We start from the raw sequence: 17536 nt of genomic DNA, 5'->3' as shown, positions 1-17536 counted from the left end.
TTGAGCCGCATGCCGTACGGGGCATCACGGGGATGACCGACCCGGACGGAGCGCGAGTCGCGACAGACCGCGCATCCGTATCGCGTCAGTCTCGTCAGAACTGTTCAGTCCCGTCAGCCCGTTCACCCAGCACACAGTCCACGCATCAAGAGGAGCCGCCTGATGTCCGACTTCGTACCTGGCCTCGAAGGCGTCGTCGCGTTCGAGACGGAGATCGCCGAACCGGACAAGGAGGGCGGCGCCCTCCGCTACCGGGGCGTCGACATCGAGGATCTCGTCGGCCACGTCTCGTTCGGGAACGTGTGGGGGCTGCTCGTCGACGGCGCGTTCAACCCCGGCCTGCCGCCCGCCGAGCCGTTCCCGATCCCCGTCCACTCCGGCGACATCCGCGTCGACGTACAGTCCGCGCTCGCCATGCTGGCGCCCGTGTGGGGCCTGAGGCCGCTGCTCGACATCGACGAGAAGCAGGCCCGCGAGGACCTGGCGCGGGCCGCCGTCATGGCCCTGTCGTACGTCGCCCAGTCCGCCCGCGGGCAGGGGCACCCGATGGTGCCGCAGAGCGAGATCGACAAGGCGCAGTCGGTCGTGGAGCGGTTCATGATCCGCTGGCGCGGGGAGCCGGACCCGAAGCACGTCGCGGCCGTCGACGCGTACTGGACGTCCGCCGCCGAGCACGGCATGAACGCCTCCACGTTCACCGCCCGGGTCATCGCCTCGACCGGGGCCGATGTCGCCGCCGCGCTGTCCGGTGCGGTCGGTGCCATGTCCGGGCCGCTGCACGGTGGTGCCCCGTCCCGCGTCCTCGGCATGATCGAGGAGATCGAGCGGACCGGGGACGCCGAGGCGTACGTGAAGCAGGCGCTCGACAAGGGTGAGCGGCTCATGGGCTTCGGGCACCGGGTGTACCGGGCCGAGGACCCGCGCGCGCGGGTGCTCCGCAGGACGGCCCGGGAGCTGGGTGCCCCGCGCTTCGAGGTCGCCGAGGCGCTGGAGAAGGCCGCGCTCGCCGAGCTGCACGCGCGGCGGCCCGACCGGGTGCTCGCCACCAACGTGGAGTTCTGGGCGGCGATCGTGCTCGACTTCGCCGAGGTGCCGGCGCACATGTTCACGTCGATGTTCACGTGTGCGCGGACCGCGGGGTGGAGTGCGCACATCCTTGAGCAGAAGCGGACGGGACGGCTCGTGCGTCCCTCGGCGCGCTATGTGGGGCCGGGTTCTCGTCCGCCCCGGGAGATCGAGGGGTTCGGCGACATCGCCCAGTAGCTCGGGGGTTCAGCCGGTTGGCGGCTGCGGGCCGGTGGGGCTCCCCGCGCCCCTGGAGCGAGCTCCGCTCGCCCAGGGGCGTCCCCTACGGCGCCAGCGCCCGGTCCACGATCCCGGCCCACTCCGTGACGACCCGGTCCCGGCGGGCCCCGTCGTCCGTCAGGAGGTTCGCGAGGCCGAGGCCCCGGGCCATGTCGAGCAGCCCCTGCACGGTCTCGCGCACCCCGGGCACGGACTCGTCCGCGCCGAGGAGTTCCAGCGCGATGCGGTGCGTCTCGCGGCCCACCCGGGCCTCCAGCTCGCCGACCCGCTCGCCCAGTTGCGGCTCGTGCGACGCGGCGACCCACAGGTGCAGCGCGGCCCGGAACAGCGGCCCGGTGTACAGGTCGACGAGGGCCGCGACGGCCTCCGCCCGGCCCTGCGGACGCAAGGAGCGCAGGGCCGTGGACCGTTCCTCGGCGACGTACTCGACGGCCGCGGTGAACAGGTCCTCGCGGGTCGGGAAGTGGTGCTGGGCCGCGCCACGGGAGACCCCGGCGTGCTCGGCGACGACGGAGACGGTCGATCCCGACCAGCCGCGCTCGGCCAGGCACGCCACCGCGGACTCCAGGAGTCTCTGCCGCGTCACACGCGAGCGGTCCTGTTTGGGCAGCGTCACAACACCCATGCGGGGTCCCGTCGTTCGAGGAAGGCCGTCATCCCCTCGCGGGCCTGGTCGGAGGCGAACAGCCGTGCCGACAGCTCCGTCAGCGCCTCCGCGTCCTGGTCGAGGGCTTGAAGGACCTTAACCGTGAGCAGCTTCTTCGTCTCCGCCAGGCCCTGCGGGGACGACCGCCGCAGCCCGTCGAGGATCGGTTCGAGCACCGTGTCCGCCGTGTCCACCGTGTCCGCCGCGTCCGCCCCGCCCGCCGCGACCGTGACGAGGCCGATGCGCGCGGCCTCCGCCGCGTCGAACCGCTCCCCCGTGAGGTAGTAGCGGGCCGCCGCCCGTGGGTCCACGCGCGGCAGCAGCGGCATGGAGATGACCGCGGGTGCCACCCCGATGCGCACCTCCGTGAAGGCGAAGGAGGCGTGCGCGGAGGCCACCGCGATGTCGCAGGCGCCCACGAGCCCGAGGCCGCCCGCCCGTACGTGGCCGTCGATCCGGGCCAGCACCGGCTTGCGCAGCGCGACGATCGTCCGCAGCAGGCCCACGAGCGCGTCCGGGTCCGGCGGGTCCCGGAGGTCGGCGCCCGCGCAGAACGTGGTGCCCGTGTGGGTCAGGACGACGGCGCGCGCGTCGTCGTCCTTGTCCGCCGCGCGGAGTCGTTCGGTGAGTTCGCCGACGAGGGCCGACGACAGGGCGTTGCGGTTGGCCGGCGCGTCGAGGGTGAGGGTGGTGACGCCCCGGGTGCGGGTGTCGTGGACGAGGTTTCCGGTTGCCATGGACTGAATTCCCTTCACCCTTCGCGCAGTTGGCGACGCAGGATCTTGCCCGACGCGGCCCTCGGCACACCGACGATGAACGCCACCCGGCGGACCTTCTTGTACGGGGCGACGCGTTCGGCGACGTAGGAGAGGACGTCGTCCTCGGTGAGCGTCGGGTCGGAGCGCACGACGAACGCCTTCGGGATCTCGTTGCCGTCGTCGTCGGTGACGCCGATGACGGCGGCGTCGGCGATGCCGTCGTGCGTGAGGAGCAGCGCCTCCAGGTCGGCGGGGGCCACCTGGAAGCCCTTGTACTTGATGAGCTCCTTCACCCGGTCGACGACGAACAGCCAGCCGTCGTCGTCGACCTGGCCGACGTCGCCGGTGTGCAGCCAGCCGTCGCGGTCGATCATCTCGACGGTGGCCTGCGGCCTGCCGAGGTAGCCCTTCATCACCTGCGGGCCGCGGATGACGACCTCGCCCGGCTCGCCCGCGGCCGCGTCCTTCGCCGGGTCGTCGAGCGAGACAAGGCGCATCTCGGTGGAGGGGATGAGCTTGCCGACGGTGCCCGGCGGGGCGGAGTCCATCGCCGCCAGAGGGACGACGTGGGTGCCCGGGGAGAGTTCCGTCATGCCGTACGCCTGGCCGACGGGCGGCAACCCGAGCCGCCGGGAGCAGGCCTGGGCCAGTTCGGCGTCGAGCGGGGCGGCGGCGCTGATGATGTAGCGCAGCGACGAAAGGTCGTAGCCCTCGACGGCCGGGTGCTTGGCGAGGGCGAGGACGATCGGCGGGGCCACGTACAGGCCGTTGATGCGGTGCTTCTCGATCGCCGCGAGGAACGTGTCGAGGTCGAAGCGGGGCAGGACGACCACGGTGGCGCCCTGCCGCAGCGGGGCGTTCATCAGCGCGGTGAGGCCGTAGATGTGGAAGAAGGGGAGCACGGCGAGGATGCGGTCGCCGGGGCCCATCGGCATGAGCGGGGTGAGCTGGGCGAGGTTGGTGGCGATGTTGCGGTGGGTGAGCATGACGCCCTTGGGGCGGCCGGTGGTGCCCGAGGAGTACGGGAGCGCCGCGACGTCCTCGGCCGGGTCGATGGCGATACGGGGTTCGGGCGCGGTGGTGCCGAGCATGTCGAGGAGCGAGCGGTGCCCGGTGTCCCCCGACGGGTCGCAGACGAATATCTCCCGTATGCCGCCCGCGAGTTCGGCCGCGTGCCGGGCCGCCTGGATGAGCGGGGTGACAGTGATGATCCAGCTCGCGGCGCTGTCCCTCAGCTGGCTCGCGAACTCCTCCGGCGTGGCCAGCGGGTGCACCGTCGTGACGGAGGCGCCGGCGCGCGTGGCGCCGTAGAAGGCGACGGGATAGGCGACCGTGTTCGGGCTGTGCAGCGCGACGACGTCGCCCTTGCGCACGCCCGCCTCCGCGAGGCCGGCCGCCACCTTGCGGTGGAACTGGTCGACCTGCGCGAACGTGAGGGTCGTGCCGGTCACGCCGTCGACGAGGGCGGGGGCGTCACCGCGGGCGGCGGCGCCTCCGAGCACGGCGTCGTGGATGGGCTCGTCGACGACGCGTACGTCCTCGTACTCACTCTGGAACACCATGCCAACTCCTCGCGTAACGCTGCCGGTTGGTTCAGTACGACTTGGGAAGTCCGAGGCTCTGGTGGGACACGTAGTTCAGGATCATCTCCCGGCTGACGGGGGCGATGCGCGCCACCCGCGACCCGGTGATGAGCGAGGCGAGGCCGAACTCGCGGGTGAGGCCGTTGCCGCCGAGGGTGTGCACGGCCTGGTCGACGGCGCGTACGCAGGCCTCGGCGGCCGCGTACTTGGCCATGTTGGCGGCCTCGCCGGCGCCGATGTCGTCGCCCGCGTCGTACAGACGGGCCGCTTTCTGCATCATCAGGCGGGCCAGTTCCAGCTCGATGTGGACCTGTGCGAGGGGGTGGGCGATGGCCTGGTGGGAGCCGATGGGGGCCTTCCACACGGTGCGGTCGCGGGCGTACTCGACGGCGCGCGCCACCGCGTAGCGCCCCATGCCGATCGCGAAGGCGGCCGTCATGACGCGCTCCGGGTTGAGCCCGGCGAAGAGTTGGAGCAGTCCTGCGTCCTCGTCACCCACGAGAGCGTCGGCGGGAAGGCGTACGTCGTCAAGGGTCAGCTCGAACTGCTTCTCCGGAGCCTGGAGTTCCATCTCGATCTGCCGGCGTCCGAAGCCTTCCGTGTCCCTGGGCACGATGAAGAGGCACGGCTTGAGGTTTCCGGTACGGGCGTCGGAGGTGCGGCCGACGATGAGGGTGGCGTCGGCGATGTCGACGCCGGAGATGAAGACCTTCCGGCCGTTCAGCACCCATGAGCCGTCGTCGTCCTTGCGGGCCGTGGTGGTGATCCGGTGCGAGTTGGAGCCGGCGTCGGGCTCGGTGATGCCGAACGCCATGGTGCGGCTGCCGTCGGCGAGTCCGGGCAGCCAGGCCCGCTTCTGCTCCTCGGTGCCGAACCGGGAGATCACGGTGCCGCAGATCGCGGGCGAGACGACCATCATGAGGAGCGGCGACCCGGCGGCCCCCAACTCCTCCAGGACTATCGAGAGTTCGCTGATCCCGCCACCGCCCCCGCCGTACTCCTCGGGCAGGTTCACGCCGAGGTAGCCGAGCTTGGCGGCCTCCGACCAGAGTTCGTCGGGGTGGGCTCCGGCGCCGGTGACGCGGGTCATGTAGTCGCGGCCGTACCGCTTGCCGAGGGCGGCGACGGCGGCGCGCAGGGCCTGGTGCTCTTCGGTCTCGAGAACGGATGCGGTCACGACGGTTCCTCCTGGACTACGGCGAGCAGGGCGCCGACCTCGACCTGGTGGCCGACGACGGCGTGCAGAGCGGTGAGCGTTCCGGAGGCGGGGGCGCAGATGCGGTGCTCCATCTTCATCGCCTCCAGCCAGATGAGGGGCTGTCCGGCCTCGACGGCGCCGCCTTCCTGGAGGCCGTCGGCGACGCGGACGACGGTGCCGGGCATGGGGGCGAGCAGGGAGCCGGGGGCGCGCTGCCCGCTGGGGTCGGTGAAGCGGGGCAGGGCGGTGAGGGCGGTGCCGTTCACGTACACCCGGTCGTCGCCGTACGTGGCGACGGCGAACGTGCGCCGCACACCGGCGACTTCGAGGACGACGCGGGTGGGTGAGGCGTGCACGACGCGTACGTCGTCGGCGGCTTCGGCCTGGAGTCCGGTGCGGGTGTGCCGGTAGTGGACCTCGTGCTCGGTGCCGTCCGGCTCGCGGCGGTAGCGCCTGGTCAGCGGCTGCGAGGGGACGTTGCGGAAGCCGCCGAAGCGGTGGCCGCCCGCGTCGGCCAGGGCGGCGGCGAGCGGTGCGTACGGGTCGTCGGCGGGCGTGGTCAGCTCGGCGAGGTGGCGCTCGTAGAACCCGGTGTCCATCCGGCCGTCGGTGAACTCGGGGTGCCGCAGGGAGCGTACGAGCAGGTCGCGGTTGGTGACGGGGCCGTGCGCCGCGGCGCGTTCCAGGGCGCCGGCGAGGGCGCGGACGGCGGCGGCGCGGGTGGGTGCGTGGGCGACGGCCTTGGCGAGCATGGCGTCGTAGTGGACGCCGATGGTGTCGCCGTCGGTGTACCCGGTGTCGAGCCGCACGCCGTCCGGGAGCCTCAGCCGGTGCAGGGTGCCGGTCTGCGGGGCGAAGTCGGCGGCCGGGTCCTCGGCGTACAGCCGTGCCTCGACGGCGTGCCCGCGCGGCGCCGGGGGCTCGGGGTCGAGCCGGTCCCCCTCGGCGACGCTCAGTTGCAGCGCGACGAGATCGATCCCGAACACGGCCTCGGTGACGGGGTGTTCGACCTGGAGCCGGGTGTTCATCTCCAGGAAGTGGGCGGTGCCGTCCGCGACGAGGAACTCGACGGTACCGGCGCCGACGTACGACACGGACCGGACGGCTCGTTCCGCCAACTTGTGCAATTTCCGGACGAGTTCGGCCGGAAGTCCGGGTGCCGGGGCCTCCTCGATCACCTTCTGGTGGCGGCGCTGCAACGAGCAGTCGCGCGTGCCGAGCACCCAGACGGTGCCGTGGGTATCGGCGAGGACCTGCACCTCGACGTGGCGTCCGCCCTCGACGTACGGCTCGACGAACACCTCGCCGTCACCGAAGGCCGACAGCGCCTCGGCGCCCGCCGCCTTCAACTCGACTTCCAGTGCAGCGAGTTCGCGTACGACGCGCATGCCGCGTCCACCGCCGCCCGCGGCGGCTTTCACGAGCACGGGGAGGTCCGCCTCGGTGACCTCTTTCAGGGGCGCGATGCCCATGAGCTCCTTGGCGCGGGTCTTGGACGCCATCGCCTCGATCGCCTCGGGCGGCGGCCCGATCCAGGTGAGGCCCGCGTCGGTGACGGCGCGTGCGAAGGCGGGGTTCTCGGAGAGGAACCCGTACCCGGGGTGCACGGCGTCGGCGCCCGCGTCGAGCGCGGCCTTCACGACGAGGTCGGCGCGCAGGTAGGTGTCGGCGGGCGTGGCCCCCGGGAGCCGTACGGCGAGGTCGGCCTCGCGCACGTGCAGGGCCCCGGCGTCCGGGTCCGAGTGCACGGCGACCGTGCGGATGCCCAGCTCGCGGCAGGTGCGGAAGACGCGGCAGGCGATCTCGCCGCGATTGGCGACAAGGACGGAATTGATCACGGTGGGCCTCACATCCGGAAGACGCCGAAGCCGCCGCGGGCGCCCTCGTACGGTGCGGTGTGGATCGCGGACAGGCAGATGCCGAGGACGGTGCGGGTGTCGCGCGGGTCGATGACCCCGTCGTCGTAGAGCCGTCCGGACAGGAACATCGGCAGGGACTCGGCCTCGATCTGCTGCTCGACCATGGCGCGCAGCCCCGCGTCGGCCTCCTCGTCGTACGGCAGCCCCTTGGCCGCGGACGACTGCCGGGCGACGATCGACAGGACGCCCGCGAGCTGCTGCGGCCCCATGACGGCGGACTTGGCGCTGGGCCAGGCGAACAGGAAGCGGGGGTCGTAGGCCCGCCCGCACATCCCGTAGTGCCCGGCGCCGTACGAGGCGCCCATGAGCACGGACAGATGCGGTACGCGGCTGTTGCTGACGGCGTTGATCATCATCGAGCCGTGCTTGATGATGCCGCCCTGCTCGTACTCCTTGCCGACCATGTAGCCGGTGGTGTTGTGCAGGAAGAGGAGGGGGATGTCGCGCTGGTTGGCGAGCTGGATGAACTGGGCGGCCTTCTGCGACTCCTCGCTGAACAGCACCCCCTGCGCGTTGGCGAGGATGCCGACGGGATAGCCGTGCAGGGCCGCCCATCCGGTCACCAGCGACGCCCCGTACAGCGGCTTGAACTCGTCGAAGTCGGAGCCGTCGACGATCCGGGCGATGACCTCGCGCGGGTCGAACGGCACCTTCAGGTCCTCGGGGACGATGCCGAGCAGTTCCTCGGGGTCGTACTTGGGAGGTTCCACAGGCTGTGGATCGGCGTACGCCTTGCGGTGGTTGAGGCGGGCGACGACGCGGCGGGCCTGCCGGATCGCGTCCTGCTCGTCGTGCGCGAAGTAGTCCGCGAGGCCCGAGGTACGGGCGTGCATCTCGGCCCCGCCGAGGGACTCGTCGTCGCTCTCCTCGCCGGTGGCCATCTTCACGAGCGGCGGCCCGCCGAGGAACACCTTCGCCCGGTCCTTGACCATGATCACGTGGTCGGACATGCCGGGGATGTACGCGCCGCCGGCCGTGGAGTTGCCGAAGACGACGGCGACGGTGGGGATCCCGGCGGCGGACAGCCGCGTGATGTCCCGGAAGATCCCGCCGCCGGGGATGAAGATCTCCTTCTGGGACGGCAGATCAGCACCTCCCGACTCGACGAGCGAGATGCAGGGCAGCCGGTTGGCGTACGCGATCTCGTTGGCCCGCAGGGCCTTCTTCAGGGACCAGGGGTTGCTGGCGCCGCCGCGCACGGTCGGGTCGTTGGCGGTGATCAGGCACTCGACGCCCTCGACGACGCCGATGCCGGTGACGAGCGAGGCGCCGACGGTGTAGTCGCTGCCCCAGGCGGCGAGGGGGGAGAGTTCGAGGAACGGGCTGTCGGGGTCGACGAGCAGTTCGATCCGCTCCCGGGCGAGCAACTTGCCGCGTTTGCGGTGCCGTTGGACGTACTTCTCGCCGCCCCCGCTCAGCGCCTTGGCGTGCTCGGTGTCGAGCGCGGTGAGCTTGTCGAGGAGCGCGGTCCGGTGGGCGGCGTAGTCGTCGGACCGGGTGTCCAGGGCGCTGGCCAGGACGGTCACAGCAGAGCCTCCGGTAGGTCGAGGTGGCGGGAGCGCAGCCATTCGCCGAGGCCCTTGGCCTGCGGGTCGAAGCGGGCCTGCGCGGCGACGCCCTCGCCGAGGATGCCCTCGACGGTGAAGTTCAGGGCGCGGAGGTTCGGGAGGACGTGCCGGGTGACGGCCAACCCGGCCGTCTCGGGCAACAGTTGCCGCAGCACATCGACCGTGAGGGTGTGAACGAGCCAGCGCCACGCGTCGTCGCTCTCGACCCAGACACCGATGTTCGCGTCGCCGCCCTTGTCGCCGCTGCGCGCTCCGGCGACGAGGCCGAGGGGCGCGCGGCGGGTGGGGCCGGGCTCCGGCGGTGCGGGCAGGTCCGGCGCGGGCACGGGGGCGAGGGGGCGGGTCGCTCCCCCGGGCGGCGGGACGGGGCGCCGCTCGCCGTCGGGCAGCACGGCGATGTGCGCAACGTCCGCGCGCTCCACGTACGCGGCTTCGAAGACGCCGTACGGGGAGCCCTTGCCGGGCGGGGCGGTGACGTGGAACCCGGGGTAGGAGCCGAGGGCGAGCTCGACGGCGGCGCCGCTCAGCGCCCGCCCGACGGCGTTCTGGTCCTGGTCCCGTACGACGAGCCGCAGCAGGGCGCTCGCCGTCTCCTCGGTGTCGGCGTCGGCCCGGTCGGTCCGCGCGAGCTCCCATCGCACGTGCGCGGGGCGGGACTTGGCGCGCGCGAAGGCGTCGTCCATCTGCTGCCGCACGAGGGCGGCCTTGGCGTCGATGTCGAGCCCGGTGAGCACGAACACGACCTCGTTGCGGAACCCGCCGAGCCGGTTGAGTCCGACCTTGAGCGTGGGCGGCGGCGCCTCACCCCGCACACCATGAATGCGGACCCGGTCGGGCCCCTGCCGCTCCAGCCGTACGGTGTCGAGCCGCGCGGTGACGTCGGGCCCGGCGTACCGGGCGCCCCCGGTCTCGTACAGCAGCTGGGCCGTGACGGTGCCGGGGTCGACGAGGCCGCCGGTGCCCGGGTGTTTGGTGATGACGGCGGACCCGTCCTCGTGGATCTCGGCGAGGGGGAAGCCGGGCCTGCGGAACGTGTCGGGGCGGTGCGCGGTGAAGTGCGCGTAGTTCCCGCCGGTCGCCTGGGTCCCGCACTCCAGGACGTGCCCGGCGACGACGGCCCCCGCGAGCCGGTCGTACGCGGCCCGCCCCTCGTAGGCCCAGCCGAAGTGCCAGGCGGCGGGCCCGCTGACGAGCGCGGCGTCGGTGACGCGTCCGGTGACGACGATGTCGGCGCCGGCCTCCAGGCAGGCGGTGATGCCGGCGCCGCCGAGGTAGGCGTTGGCGGTGAGCGCGCCGGGGAAGCGGCCGGTGGCGAGGAGGTCGTCGCCCTCGACGTGGGCGACGGCGACGGGAATCCCGAGCCGCTCGGCCAACTCCCTTACGGAGTCGGCGAGTCCGGCGGGGTTGAGCCCGCCGGCATTGGCCACGATCTTCGTGCCGTGCTCGACGGCGAGCCCGAGGCACTCCTCCAGCTGCCGCAGAAAGGTGCGGGCGTAGCCGCGCCCGGGGTCCTTCAGCCGGTCGCGGCCGAGGATGAGCAGGGTCAGCTCGGCGAGGTAGTCGCCGGTGAGGACGTCGAGCGGGCCGTCGGTCAGCATCTCGCGCATCGCGTCGAACCGGTCGCCGTAGAACCCGGAGGCATTGCCGATGCGCAGCGGGCGTATCACGCTCATGCGCGGGTCCCCTTCGGCGCGCGACCCGGCCCCGGCGGCCCGGCGAAGGCCTGCGCGATGTCGAGCCAGCGGTCGGCGTCGGGCCCTTCGGCGCGTACGTCGACGTCGTCGCGGTGGGCGCGCTGGGTGACGAGGAGGCAGAAGTCGAGGGCGGTTCCGGTGACGCGCTGGGCGGCGTCGTCCGGTCCGTACGTCCACACCTCCCCGCCGGGCGCGGCGAGTTCGACGCGGATGTCGTCCGCGGGTGCGGGCAGTTGGTGGACGGCGAACGCGAAACCGCGCGCCCGGACGCCGATCCGCGCGACGTGCCGCAGACGGGCGGTGGGGGTACGGGTGACGCCGAGCGCGTCGGCGATGTCCTGCCCGTGCGCCCAGGTCTCCATGAGCCGTCCGGTGGCCATGGAGGCGGCGCTCATGGGCGGCCCGTACCAGGGGAACCTGGTCTTGGAGTCGGCGGCGGCACGCAGCGCCTTCTGCAACTCCTCGCGTCCGTCGCGCCATTGCGCGAGCAGTGCTGTCGGCTCCTGTGCGGCCCCCGCCTCGGCCCCTTCGTCGACGAACGTCTCGGGGGCGGCGAGCGCCTTCTCCACTTCCCCGGCGAACGCGTCGGCATCGGTGACGGCGAGCAGGGCGGCGCGGTCGGTCCAGGCGAGATGGGCGATCTGGTGGGCGATGCTCCAGCGCGGGGCGGGCGTGGCCCGACCCCAGTCACCGGCCCCCAACTCCCCCACCAAGCTGTCGAGTTCAGCACTTTCGTCACGCAGGTCGTCGATGACGACGTACGTCTCGGACACGGTGCGCTCCCCTCGGGGCACGGCGATGTGCGGCGTGCCTGGAGCATGGCAGCGCACCAAGAAACAATCAAGCGTGCTTGCATGAAATGGAGCGAGGAGGGGCCTTCACCGGGGCGCACGTTCGCGCAGTGGGCGCGACGCCATGTGGCGGCCTTCCGCTGACGCGGCCCCGGGCCCCGGCCCCCGGCGTCGGCGCCCCTCCCCTACTCCCGGCCCTCCGCCGTGCACACGCAGACCCGGTTGCCCTCCGGGTCGGCGAGCACGGTGAACCGCGGGGCGTGGGAGTCGTCGACGAGGACGCCCCCGGCAGCGAGCGCGGCCTCAATGCGCGGGCCCGCCTCCTCGGGCGCGACCCAGAGGTCGGGGTGCCAGCGCTGGCGCGGGACCTCGTGGGCGTCGGTGCGCTGGAACCACACGTTGGGGACGCGGTCGGCCGGGTCCAGCACGTCGTCGCCGACGACGTGGTCCGGTGAGCCGGTGAGGAGCGCGGACCAGAAGGAGCCGATCAGGCCGAAGTCGGTTGCGTCCAGGCCCATTTCGAGTTGCGCGACGTCGCCAGGGGTGGCGACGAGCCCGCGCTTGGCGGCCAGTTCACTGATCCTGCCCGCGAGTCGCAGATCGCCTTCGGTGATCCAGCGCCCGCCGGCGCCGTCCACCGCGTACAGCGCCACCTCGACGAAGCCGGGCCCGAGCAGGACCTCCGGCTCGCGCCCGGCGGCCCGCGCCGCCTCGGCGATCGCGGCCACGAAGGCGGCGCTCCCGGTGAGGTCGGCGACGCGGTAGCGGGCGACGATCGGCTGGGCGAGCTTGCGCCAGTCGCCGAGGTGGTCGGCGATGGCGGCGAGGATCTCTGGGGTTCCGAGCTTGTCCATGTGCCGATCCTGCCGGGGCTACGCCCTGCGGGCGAGGAGGTTGACCTCTTGGAACTGTCGCTTGTCGGTGGGCTGCGGCTCGGTCACCGTACGCGCCGTCTCCGTCAGTCCGTGGTCGCGCAGGAGCGCGGAGAGGTGATCGGGGGACCAGCGGTAGGCCGTGGTCACCACATGGTCGTAGGACTGCGTTTCGTGTTGGGGTCCTTCGGTGGCGGGGAAGCCGATCAGCAGGTGCCCGCCGGGGGCCAGGACCCGGGAGATCTCGGCCAGGATCGCGGGCACGTCCCGTGGTGGGGTGTGGATGAGGGAGAACCGCGAGAGCACCCCGCCGAGCGTCCCGTCCGTGATGTCGAGGGCGCCCATCGAGCCCACCTCGAACCGGAGCCCGGGGTGCGCGTCACGCGCGAGGTCGATCATCGCGGGCGAGGCGTCGATGCCGAAGGCGTTCAGGCCGAGGCCGTGCAGGTGCGCGGTGACGTAACCGGGCCCGCACCCGAGATCCGCGACTTCGCCATCGCCATCGCCATCGCCGCGCCCCTTCACCAGCTCGGCGAAGGCGGTCAAGTGAGCTCGTTCCAGGGGGCGTTCGCGCAGGGAGTCGTGGAACATCTCAGCGTATGTGGAGGCGACGGCGTCGTAGGCGTCACGGGTGGCTTGCAGGGTCCGGAGTTCGGTCATCGGGAGACCTTGACATGCTCCTCGCCCTGAAGGGCGGGGATTCTGGCCTTCCCTGACGGGGTGCTGTGCCGCTAGGCGGCACGGTGTCCGGTCGGGAATCCGTGGCTTCCTGCTTCTTCGCGCTGTGCCAGAACGGGTTCTGGTCTTATCGGCGCTCCGCAGGCTGATGCCGCCAGTCCGGCGGCCTGTTTGATGTTGCGTGCGGCGTTGGTGTCCCGGTCGTGGACGGTGCCGCAGGCGGTACAGGTCCATTCCCGCACACTCAACGGTTTGGGTCCGTCCTTGGTACCGCAGGTGGAGCAGACCTGGGAGGTCGGCTCGAACCGGCCGATCCTGATGAAGGTGCGGCCGTACCGCTCGGCTTTGTATTCCAGCATGCCGATGAACTGTGCCCAGCCCGCGTCGTGCACGGACTTGGCCAGCCTGGTGCGCGCCAGTCCCCCCACCGACAGGTTCTCCACGGCGATCCCTTGGTTCTCGGAGATCAGCCGGGTGGAGAGCTGGTGGTGGAACTCACGGCGTGCGTCGGCGACCTTGGCGTGGGCGCGGGCGACGCTCCGCGTCGCCACCCCCAGATTCGCTTCACCTCCCGGCCTGAAGGCCGGAGCACTGCGAATGATTTCCGGTAGCGGGTGGCCGGGTGGTGCCCGGTTCGGTGAGGAGACGGGCGGTGCCCTCCGGGTCGACGAGCTGATGCAGGTGGGCGCCGGGCAGGTGGGTCACGCGCCAGCCGCGAGCGCGCGCCTCGGCGGCGAGGTCGTCATAGGGCGGGCCGAACAGTACGTAGGAGCACGGGTGATCGTCCCAGCCCTCGGGGACCGGGACGCACTGCTCGTAGTACGACAGCGGAAGGCAGGGCTGCTCCTCCACGACGGTGCGCCGCGTCACCGGGTCGGAGAACATGGGGGCGACGTCCGCCTCGTCCCACCAGTCGGTCCAGCGCGGAAGCCTGCCGTTCACGGCCATCGGGCGCAGAAGTTCCAGCAGCTCCGGGGGCGCGACGGGGGTCTGCCCCGACCGGGCGGGCAGCGCGGCGTCGACGAAGACGGACCCGATGACCGGGCGGCCGAGGGCCGTGCGGATCGCGGGGAGGAACAGCCCCGCGTTGCTGTGTGCCACCAGCACGAGGGGCTGTTGAGCGGGTACGTCCAGGAGGTCGCGGCGGACGGCGTCCACGACGCGGGGCCAGAACGGCGGATCGCCGTCTCCCACCCGAAGCAGCGACGGGACCCGCGTCTCATGTCCCGCCGCCGCGAGTCGTCCCGCCACGGGGTGCCAGGTCGAGGGGCCCACGGACGGGCTGTGTACGAGCACGAAGACAGGCCGCATGGTCCGATACTGCCGCCCGACCGGGCCCGCTCGCAGCCGACTTGGCCGAGAGCGAATCGTCCGGGGCCCGGTCACCCGTCCCCGCGGGCAGCACCGCCCGCATCCGCGTCCCGCAGAGGGTGGTGAAGCGCAGGCGGCCGTCCCGACAATGGGCTGGTGGCACGCCAGGACACTCGCCGCGCGCGACTCCGGGCAAGGCGGATCACCTGAGGTGAAGAGGGAGGCCGGGCGTGGGAAGTGACGACGGTGGGCCGGGGCCCAAACCGTGGCTGCGGCAGCAGGAGCGCGGGACCAGCCCCGTCCACGAGCGGGACCGGGTCTGGATCGAGCGGCGGCTGGCCTGGTGCGGGCAGGAGTTCGGGCCTGCGACGACGGCACCCGCGCTGCCCGGGTTCGTCCCGCAGGGGTTCGACGGGACGCAGGAGTGGGCCGAGGAACTGGTGCGGCGGGTCGGCGCGGTCATGGGCGCCGACGTGGGCCCGATACGGGTGCGGCTCGTGGAACCCGTGCCGGGCACCACGCCGGGGCGCAGGCACCGGGTGGGCGAGTACCGCGAGGAGGACGACGGGCCCGTCATCGAGCTGGACCGGAGCGTGGCCGCGCGGCCGGACGCGTTCGCGGCGCTGATCGCGCACGAGCTGGCGCACGCCAGACTGGCCGGGCGGCCGAACCTGGCCGGGCTGCGGCTCACCCACGCCGAGGAGGAACGCCTCACCGATCTGCTGACCGTGTTCCTCGGCATGGGCGTGCTCACCGCCAACGCCGCCGACGGCTACGTACGGACCGCCGGTTTCACGGTGACGCCGCTGGGCGGTCTCGGCGACTGGGAGCTCACCGGCCGCCGTGACGAACCCCCGCACCACATGGGCTACTTGAAGCCGTCCGAGTTCGGCTACGCCCTCTCCTGCTGGACCCTGGCGCGCGGCGAGAGTTCCCCGCCCTGGGCCGGTCGGCTCGTCCCCAGTGTGCGCAGCGCGTTCACGCGGGGCCTCGCGTACCGGGCGGCGCGGGGGAACTGACGGCCCGGGCCGGGGGCCTCAGCTCTTCTTCCGTCCCACCTGCGTGCGCACCGCGCCCATGCTCGCCGCGATGACCAGCGCGATCGCCGCCGCCTCCACCCACGACAGGGCCTGGGACAGGACGAGGAAGCCGGCGAGGGCCGCGATGGCCGGCTCCAGGCTCATCATCACCGCGAACGTGGACGCGGGCAGGCGGCGCAGCGCGATGAGTTCGAGGGTGTAGGGCAGCACGGAGGACATGATCGCCACGGCGCCGCCGAGGGCGATCGTCACCGGGTCGAGGAGCTTGTCGCCCGCCGTCGCGATGCCGAGGGGCAGGCAGAGCACGGCCGCCACGGCCATCGCGAGCGCGAGGCCGTCGGCCTGCGGGAAGCGGCGGCCGGTGCGGGCGCTGAAGACGATGTACGTCGCCCACATGACGCCCGCCGCGAGCGCGAAGGCGACGCCGACGAGGTCGAGGCCGCCCAGGCCGTCGCCCGCGCCGCCGAGGAGGAAGACGCCGCCGAGCGCGAGCCCCGCCCACAGGAAGTTGACCGCGCGGCGCGACGCGATGACCGAGAGGGCCAGCGGGCCCAGGACCTCGAAGGTGACCGCGAGGCCCAGCGGGATGCGGGCCGCGGCCTGGTAGAAGAGCAGGTTCATGCCGCCCATGGCGACGCCGAACGCGAGCACCGTGCCCCAGTCGGCCCGCGAGTGGCCGCGCAGCCGCGGGCGGCAGACCACCAGCAGGACGATCGCCGCGACCACCAGGCGCAGCGTCACCACGCCCACCGCGCCCGCGCGCGGCATCAGGCTCACCGCGACCGCGCCGCCGAACTGCACCGAGACACAGCCGGCCAGGACCAGCCCGACGGGGCCCAGTGCGCCCCAGCGGGACGTCGGGTCCGCCGCCGTCGCCTCGGGGTGGACGAGCGCGGCCTCCGGCGTGAGCGCCTGGGGCTGTTCGGTGCGCGAGCCGTTCACGGGCCTCGTTCCTCTTCCGTCGTGCGACCGCCAAGCGGCATGCAGTGCAATATTTTCGACTTACGCGTTTACGGTACTGCACTCCCCGCCGCGCGTGAACCTCCACGCTAGAACCGCCGGGCCTGCCGCGTGAAATGCCTTCTGCGCTCCCGTTATGCTCCGCGGGCATGACCCCGGATCCGAGCCACTCGCTGGAGCTGCGCCACCTGCGGTGCTTCCTCGCCGTCGCCGACGAGAGCAACGTCACCCGCGCCGCCGCCCGCCTCGGCATCACCCAGCCCGCCGTCTCGCGCACCCTCGCCGCGCTGGAGGCCGCGCTCGACGTACGGCTCGTCGACCGATCCACCCATCACCTGGAGCTCACCCCCGAGGGGCGCGCGTTCCGCGAGAAGGCCGCGGTCGCCGTCGCCGCGTTCGAGGACGCGGTCGCCACCACCCGCACCCCGCGCCGCCCGCTGCGCCTCGGCCACGCCTGGTCGGCGGCGGGCGCGTACACGACTCCGCTGCTGCGTCGCTGGCGGCAGGAGCACCCGGACGTACCGCTGGAGCTCCTGCGCATCGACGACCGCACGGCCGGGCTCACCCGCGGCGCCGTGGACGTCGCCCTGCTGCGCGGCCCGGTCGACGCGCCGGACCTGGTGACCAGGCTGCTGCACCGGGAGGCGCGGGTGGCGGCGCTCCCGTCCGACGGCCCGCTCGCCGGGCGCCCCGAGCTCGTCCTGGCCGACCTGTGCGACCAGGTCATCGCCCTCAACACGGTGTCCGGCACGACCACGCTCGACCTGTGGCCGGTCGCCGCCCGGCCCACCCGGACGCTCACGGTCGCCAACACGGACGACTGGCTCGCCGCGATCGCGGCGGATCGGGCGGTGGGCGTCACGTCCACGGCGACGGTCGCCCTGCATCCTCATCCGGGGGTCGTCTACGTCCCGCTGGTGGACACGCCCGATCTGCCGGTGGTGCTGGCCCACCGGCGGGGGCCGGGGCATCCGTCGGTCCCGGACCTGATCGCCCTCGCGCTGGAGGTGACGGGGGGGTTGACCTGGTTCGTCGGCTGCGGGCCGGTGGGGCCTCTCGCGCAGTTCCCCGCGCCCCTGACAGATCCGCGCCTGCCCCACGAACGTCTCGTCCCGACCTGACGGCCGGNGGGGGCTTCTCGCGCAGTTCCCCGCGCCCCTGACAGATCCGCGCCTGCCCCACGNNNGTCTCGTNNCGACCTGACGGCCGGNGG

General features: G+C 72.8%; 15 protein-coding genes and 1 pseudogene. 3 read left to right on the top strand and 13 right to left on the bottom strand.

Annotation, left to right across the window (positions count from 1 at the left end):
* The first annotated feature begins 162 nt into the window (after window positions 1-162).
* A complete protein-coding gene (locus B072_RS0101200; RefSeq protein WP_018528104.1) occupies window positions 163-1263 on the top strand; it encodes a citrate synthase 2 in 1101 nt (366 codons plus the stop codon).
* An 85-nt stretch (window positions 1264-1348) separates the two neighbouring features.
* Here B072_RS0101200 and B072_RS0101195 read toward each other — a convergent pair whose 3' ends face one another.
* From B072_RS0101195 to B072_RS42150, 12 genes and pseudogenes are all read right to left on the bottom strand, one after another.
* Window positions 1349-1930 (bottom strand): TetR/AcrR family transcriptional regulator, encoded by a 582-nt coding sequence (locus tag B072_RS0101195; protein WP_026245341.1) that lies wholly within the window; start codon window positions 1928-1930, stop codon window positions 1349-1351.
* Window positions 1918-2688: an enoyl-CoA hydratase family protein gene (locus B072_RS0101190; RefSeq protein ID WP_018528102.1), complete on the bottom strand. Its 771-nt coding sequence runs from the start codon at window positions 2686-2688 to the stop codon at window positions 1918-1920. Before B072_RS0101190 ends, B072_RS0101195 begins: the two co-directional genes overlap by 13 nt.
* A gap of 14 nt (window positions 2689-2702) precedes the next feature.
* Window positions 2703-4268 (bottom strand): 4-coumarate--CoA ligase family protein, encoded by a 1566-nt coding sequence (locus tag B072_RS0101185; RefSeq protein ID WP_026245340.1) that lies wholly within the window; start codon window positions 4266-4268, stop codon window positions 2703-2705.
* 34 nt (window positions 4269-4302) lie between these two features.
* Window positions 4303-5469 carry an acyl-CoA dehydrogenase family protein gene (locus tag B072_RS0101180; protein WP_018528100.1) on the bottom strand — a complete coding sequence of 389 codons (1167 nt, stop codon included), beginning with the start codon at window positions 5467-5469 and terminating at the stop codon, window positions 4303-4305.
* Entirely contained in the window at window positions 5466-7328 is a 1863-nt protein-coding gene (locus tag B072_RS0101175) for an acetyl/propionyl/methylcrotonyl-CoA carboxylase subunit alpha (protein ID WP_018528099.1), read from the bottom strand. The genes B072_RS0101180 and B072_RS0101175 overlap by 4 nt, the downstream gene beginning before the upstream one ends.
* A gap of 8 nt (window positions 7329-7336) precedes the next feature.
* Window positions 7337-8935: an acyl-CoA carboxylase subunit beta gene (locus tag B072_RS0101170; RefSeq protein ID WP_018528098.1), complete on the bottom strand. Its 1599-nt coding sequence runs from the start codon at window positions 8933-8935 to the stop codon at window positions 7337-7339.
* Window positions 8932-10650, bottom strand: coding sequence for an acyclic terpene utilization AtuA family protein (locus B072_RS0101165; RefSeq protein ID WP_018528097.1), 1719 nt, complete (start codon window positions 10648-10650; stop codon window positions 8932-8934). Before B072_RS0101165 ends, B072_RS0101170 begins: the two co-directional genes overlap by 4 nt.
* Window positions 10647-11444, bottom strand: a complete 798-nt coding sequence (locus tag B072_RS0101160; RefSeq protein ID WP_018528096.1) for a TIGR03084 family metal-binding protein — start codon at window positions 11442-11444, stop codon at window positions 10647-10649. Before B072_RS0101160 ends, B072_RS0101165 begins: the two co-directional genes overlap by 4 nt.
* A gap of 203 nt (window positions 11445-11647) precedes the next feature.
* Entirely contained in the window at window positions 11648-12316 is a 669-nt protein-coding gene (locus B072_RS0101155) for a VOC family protein (protein WP_018528095.1), read from the bottom strand.
* A gap of 18 nt (window positions 12317-12334) precedes the next feature.
* Window positions 12335-12994, bottom strand: a complete 660-nt coding sequence (locus B072_RS0101150; RefSeq protein ID WP_018528094.1) for a class I SAM-dependent methyltransferase — start codon at window positions 12992-12994, stop codon at window positions 12335-12337.
* 71 nt (window positions 12995-13065) lie between these two features.
* Window positions 13066-13554, bottom strand: a pseudogene (locus B072_RS42155) (RNA-guided endonuclease InsQ/TnpB family protein); the annotation flags it as partial.
* Between the two features lie 22 nt (window positions 13555-13576).
* On the bottom strand, window positions 13577-14323 hold the full coding sequence (locus tag B072_RS42150; protein WP_051127056.1) for an alpha/beta hydrolase: 747 nt from the start codon (window positions 14321-14323) through the stop codon (window positions 13577-13579).
* Between the two features lie 230 nt (window positions 14324-14553).
* On the opposite strand from B072_RS42150, the gene B072_RS0101135 reads away from it, so the two are divergent.
* The gene (locus B072_RS0101135) at window positions 14554-15342 is read left to right on the top strand and encodes a hypothetical protein (protein WP_018528091.1); all 789 of its coding nucleotides are present in this window, start codon (window positions 14554-14556) and stop codon (window positions 15340-15342) included.
* Window positions 15343-15360: 18 nt separating this feature from the next.
* Here the strand turns inward: B072_RS0101135 and B072_RS0101130 are convergent, their stop codons facing one another.
* Window positions 15361-16305 carry an EamA family transporter gene (locus B072_RS0101130; protein ID WP_018528090.1) on the bottom strand — a complete coding sequence of 315 codons (945 nt, stop codon included), beginning with the start codon at window positions 16303-16305 and terminating at the stop codon, window positions 15361-15363.
* 167 nt (window positions 16306-16472) lie between these two features.
* Between B072_RS0101130 and B072_RS0101125 the strand changes: the two genes are divergently transcribed.
* Window positions 16473-17444: a LysR family transcriptional regulator gene (locus B072_RS0101125; protein WP_018528089.1), complete on the top strand. Its 972-nt coding sequence runs from the start codon at window positions 16473-16475 to the stop codon at window positions 17442-17444.
* The last annotated feature ends 92 nt before the right edge of the window (window positions 17445-17536 follow it).

This window comes from Streptomyces sp. HmicA12, assembly GCF_000373565.1.
Lineage (GTDB): Bacteria > Actinomycetota > Actinomycetes > Streptomycetales > Streptomycetaceae > Streptomyces.
The sequence above is the reverse complement of the archived record's forward strand: the minus strand, read 5'-3'. Positions and strand labels throughout refer to the sequence as shown.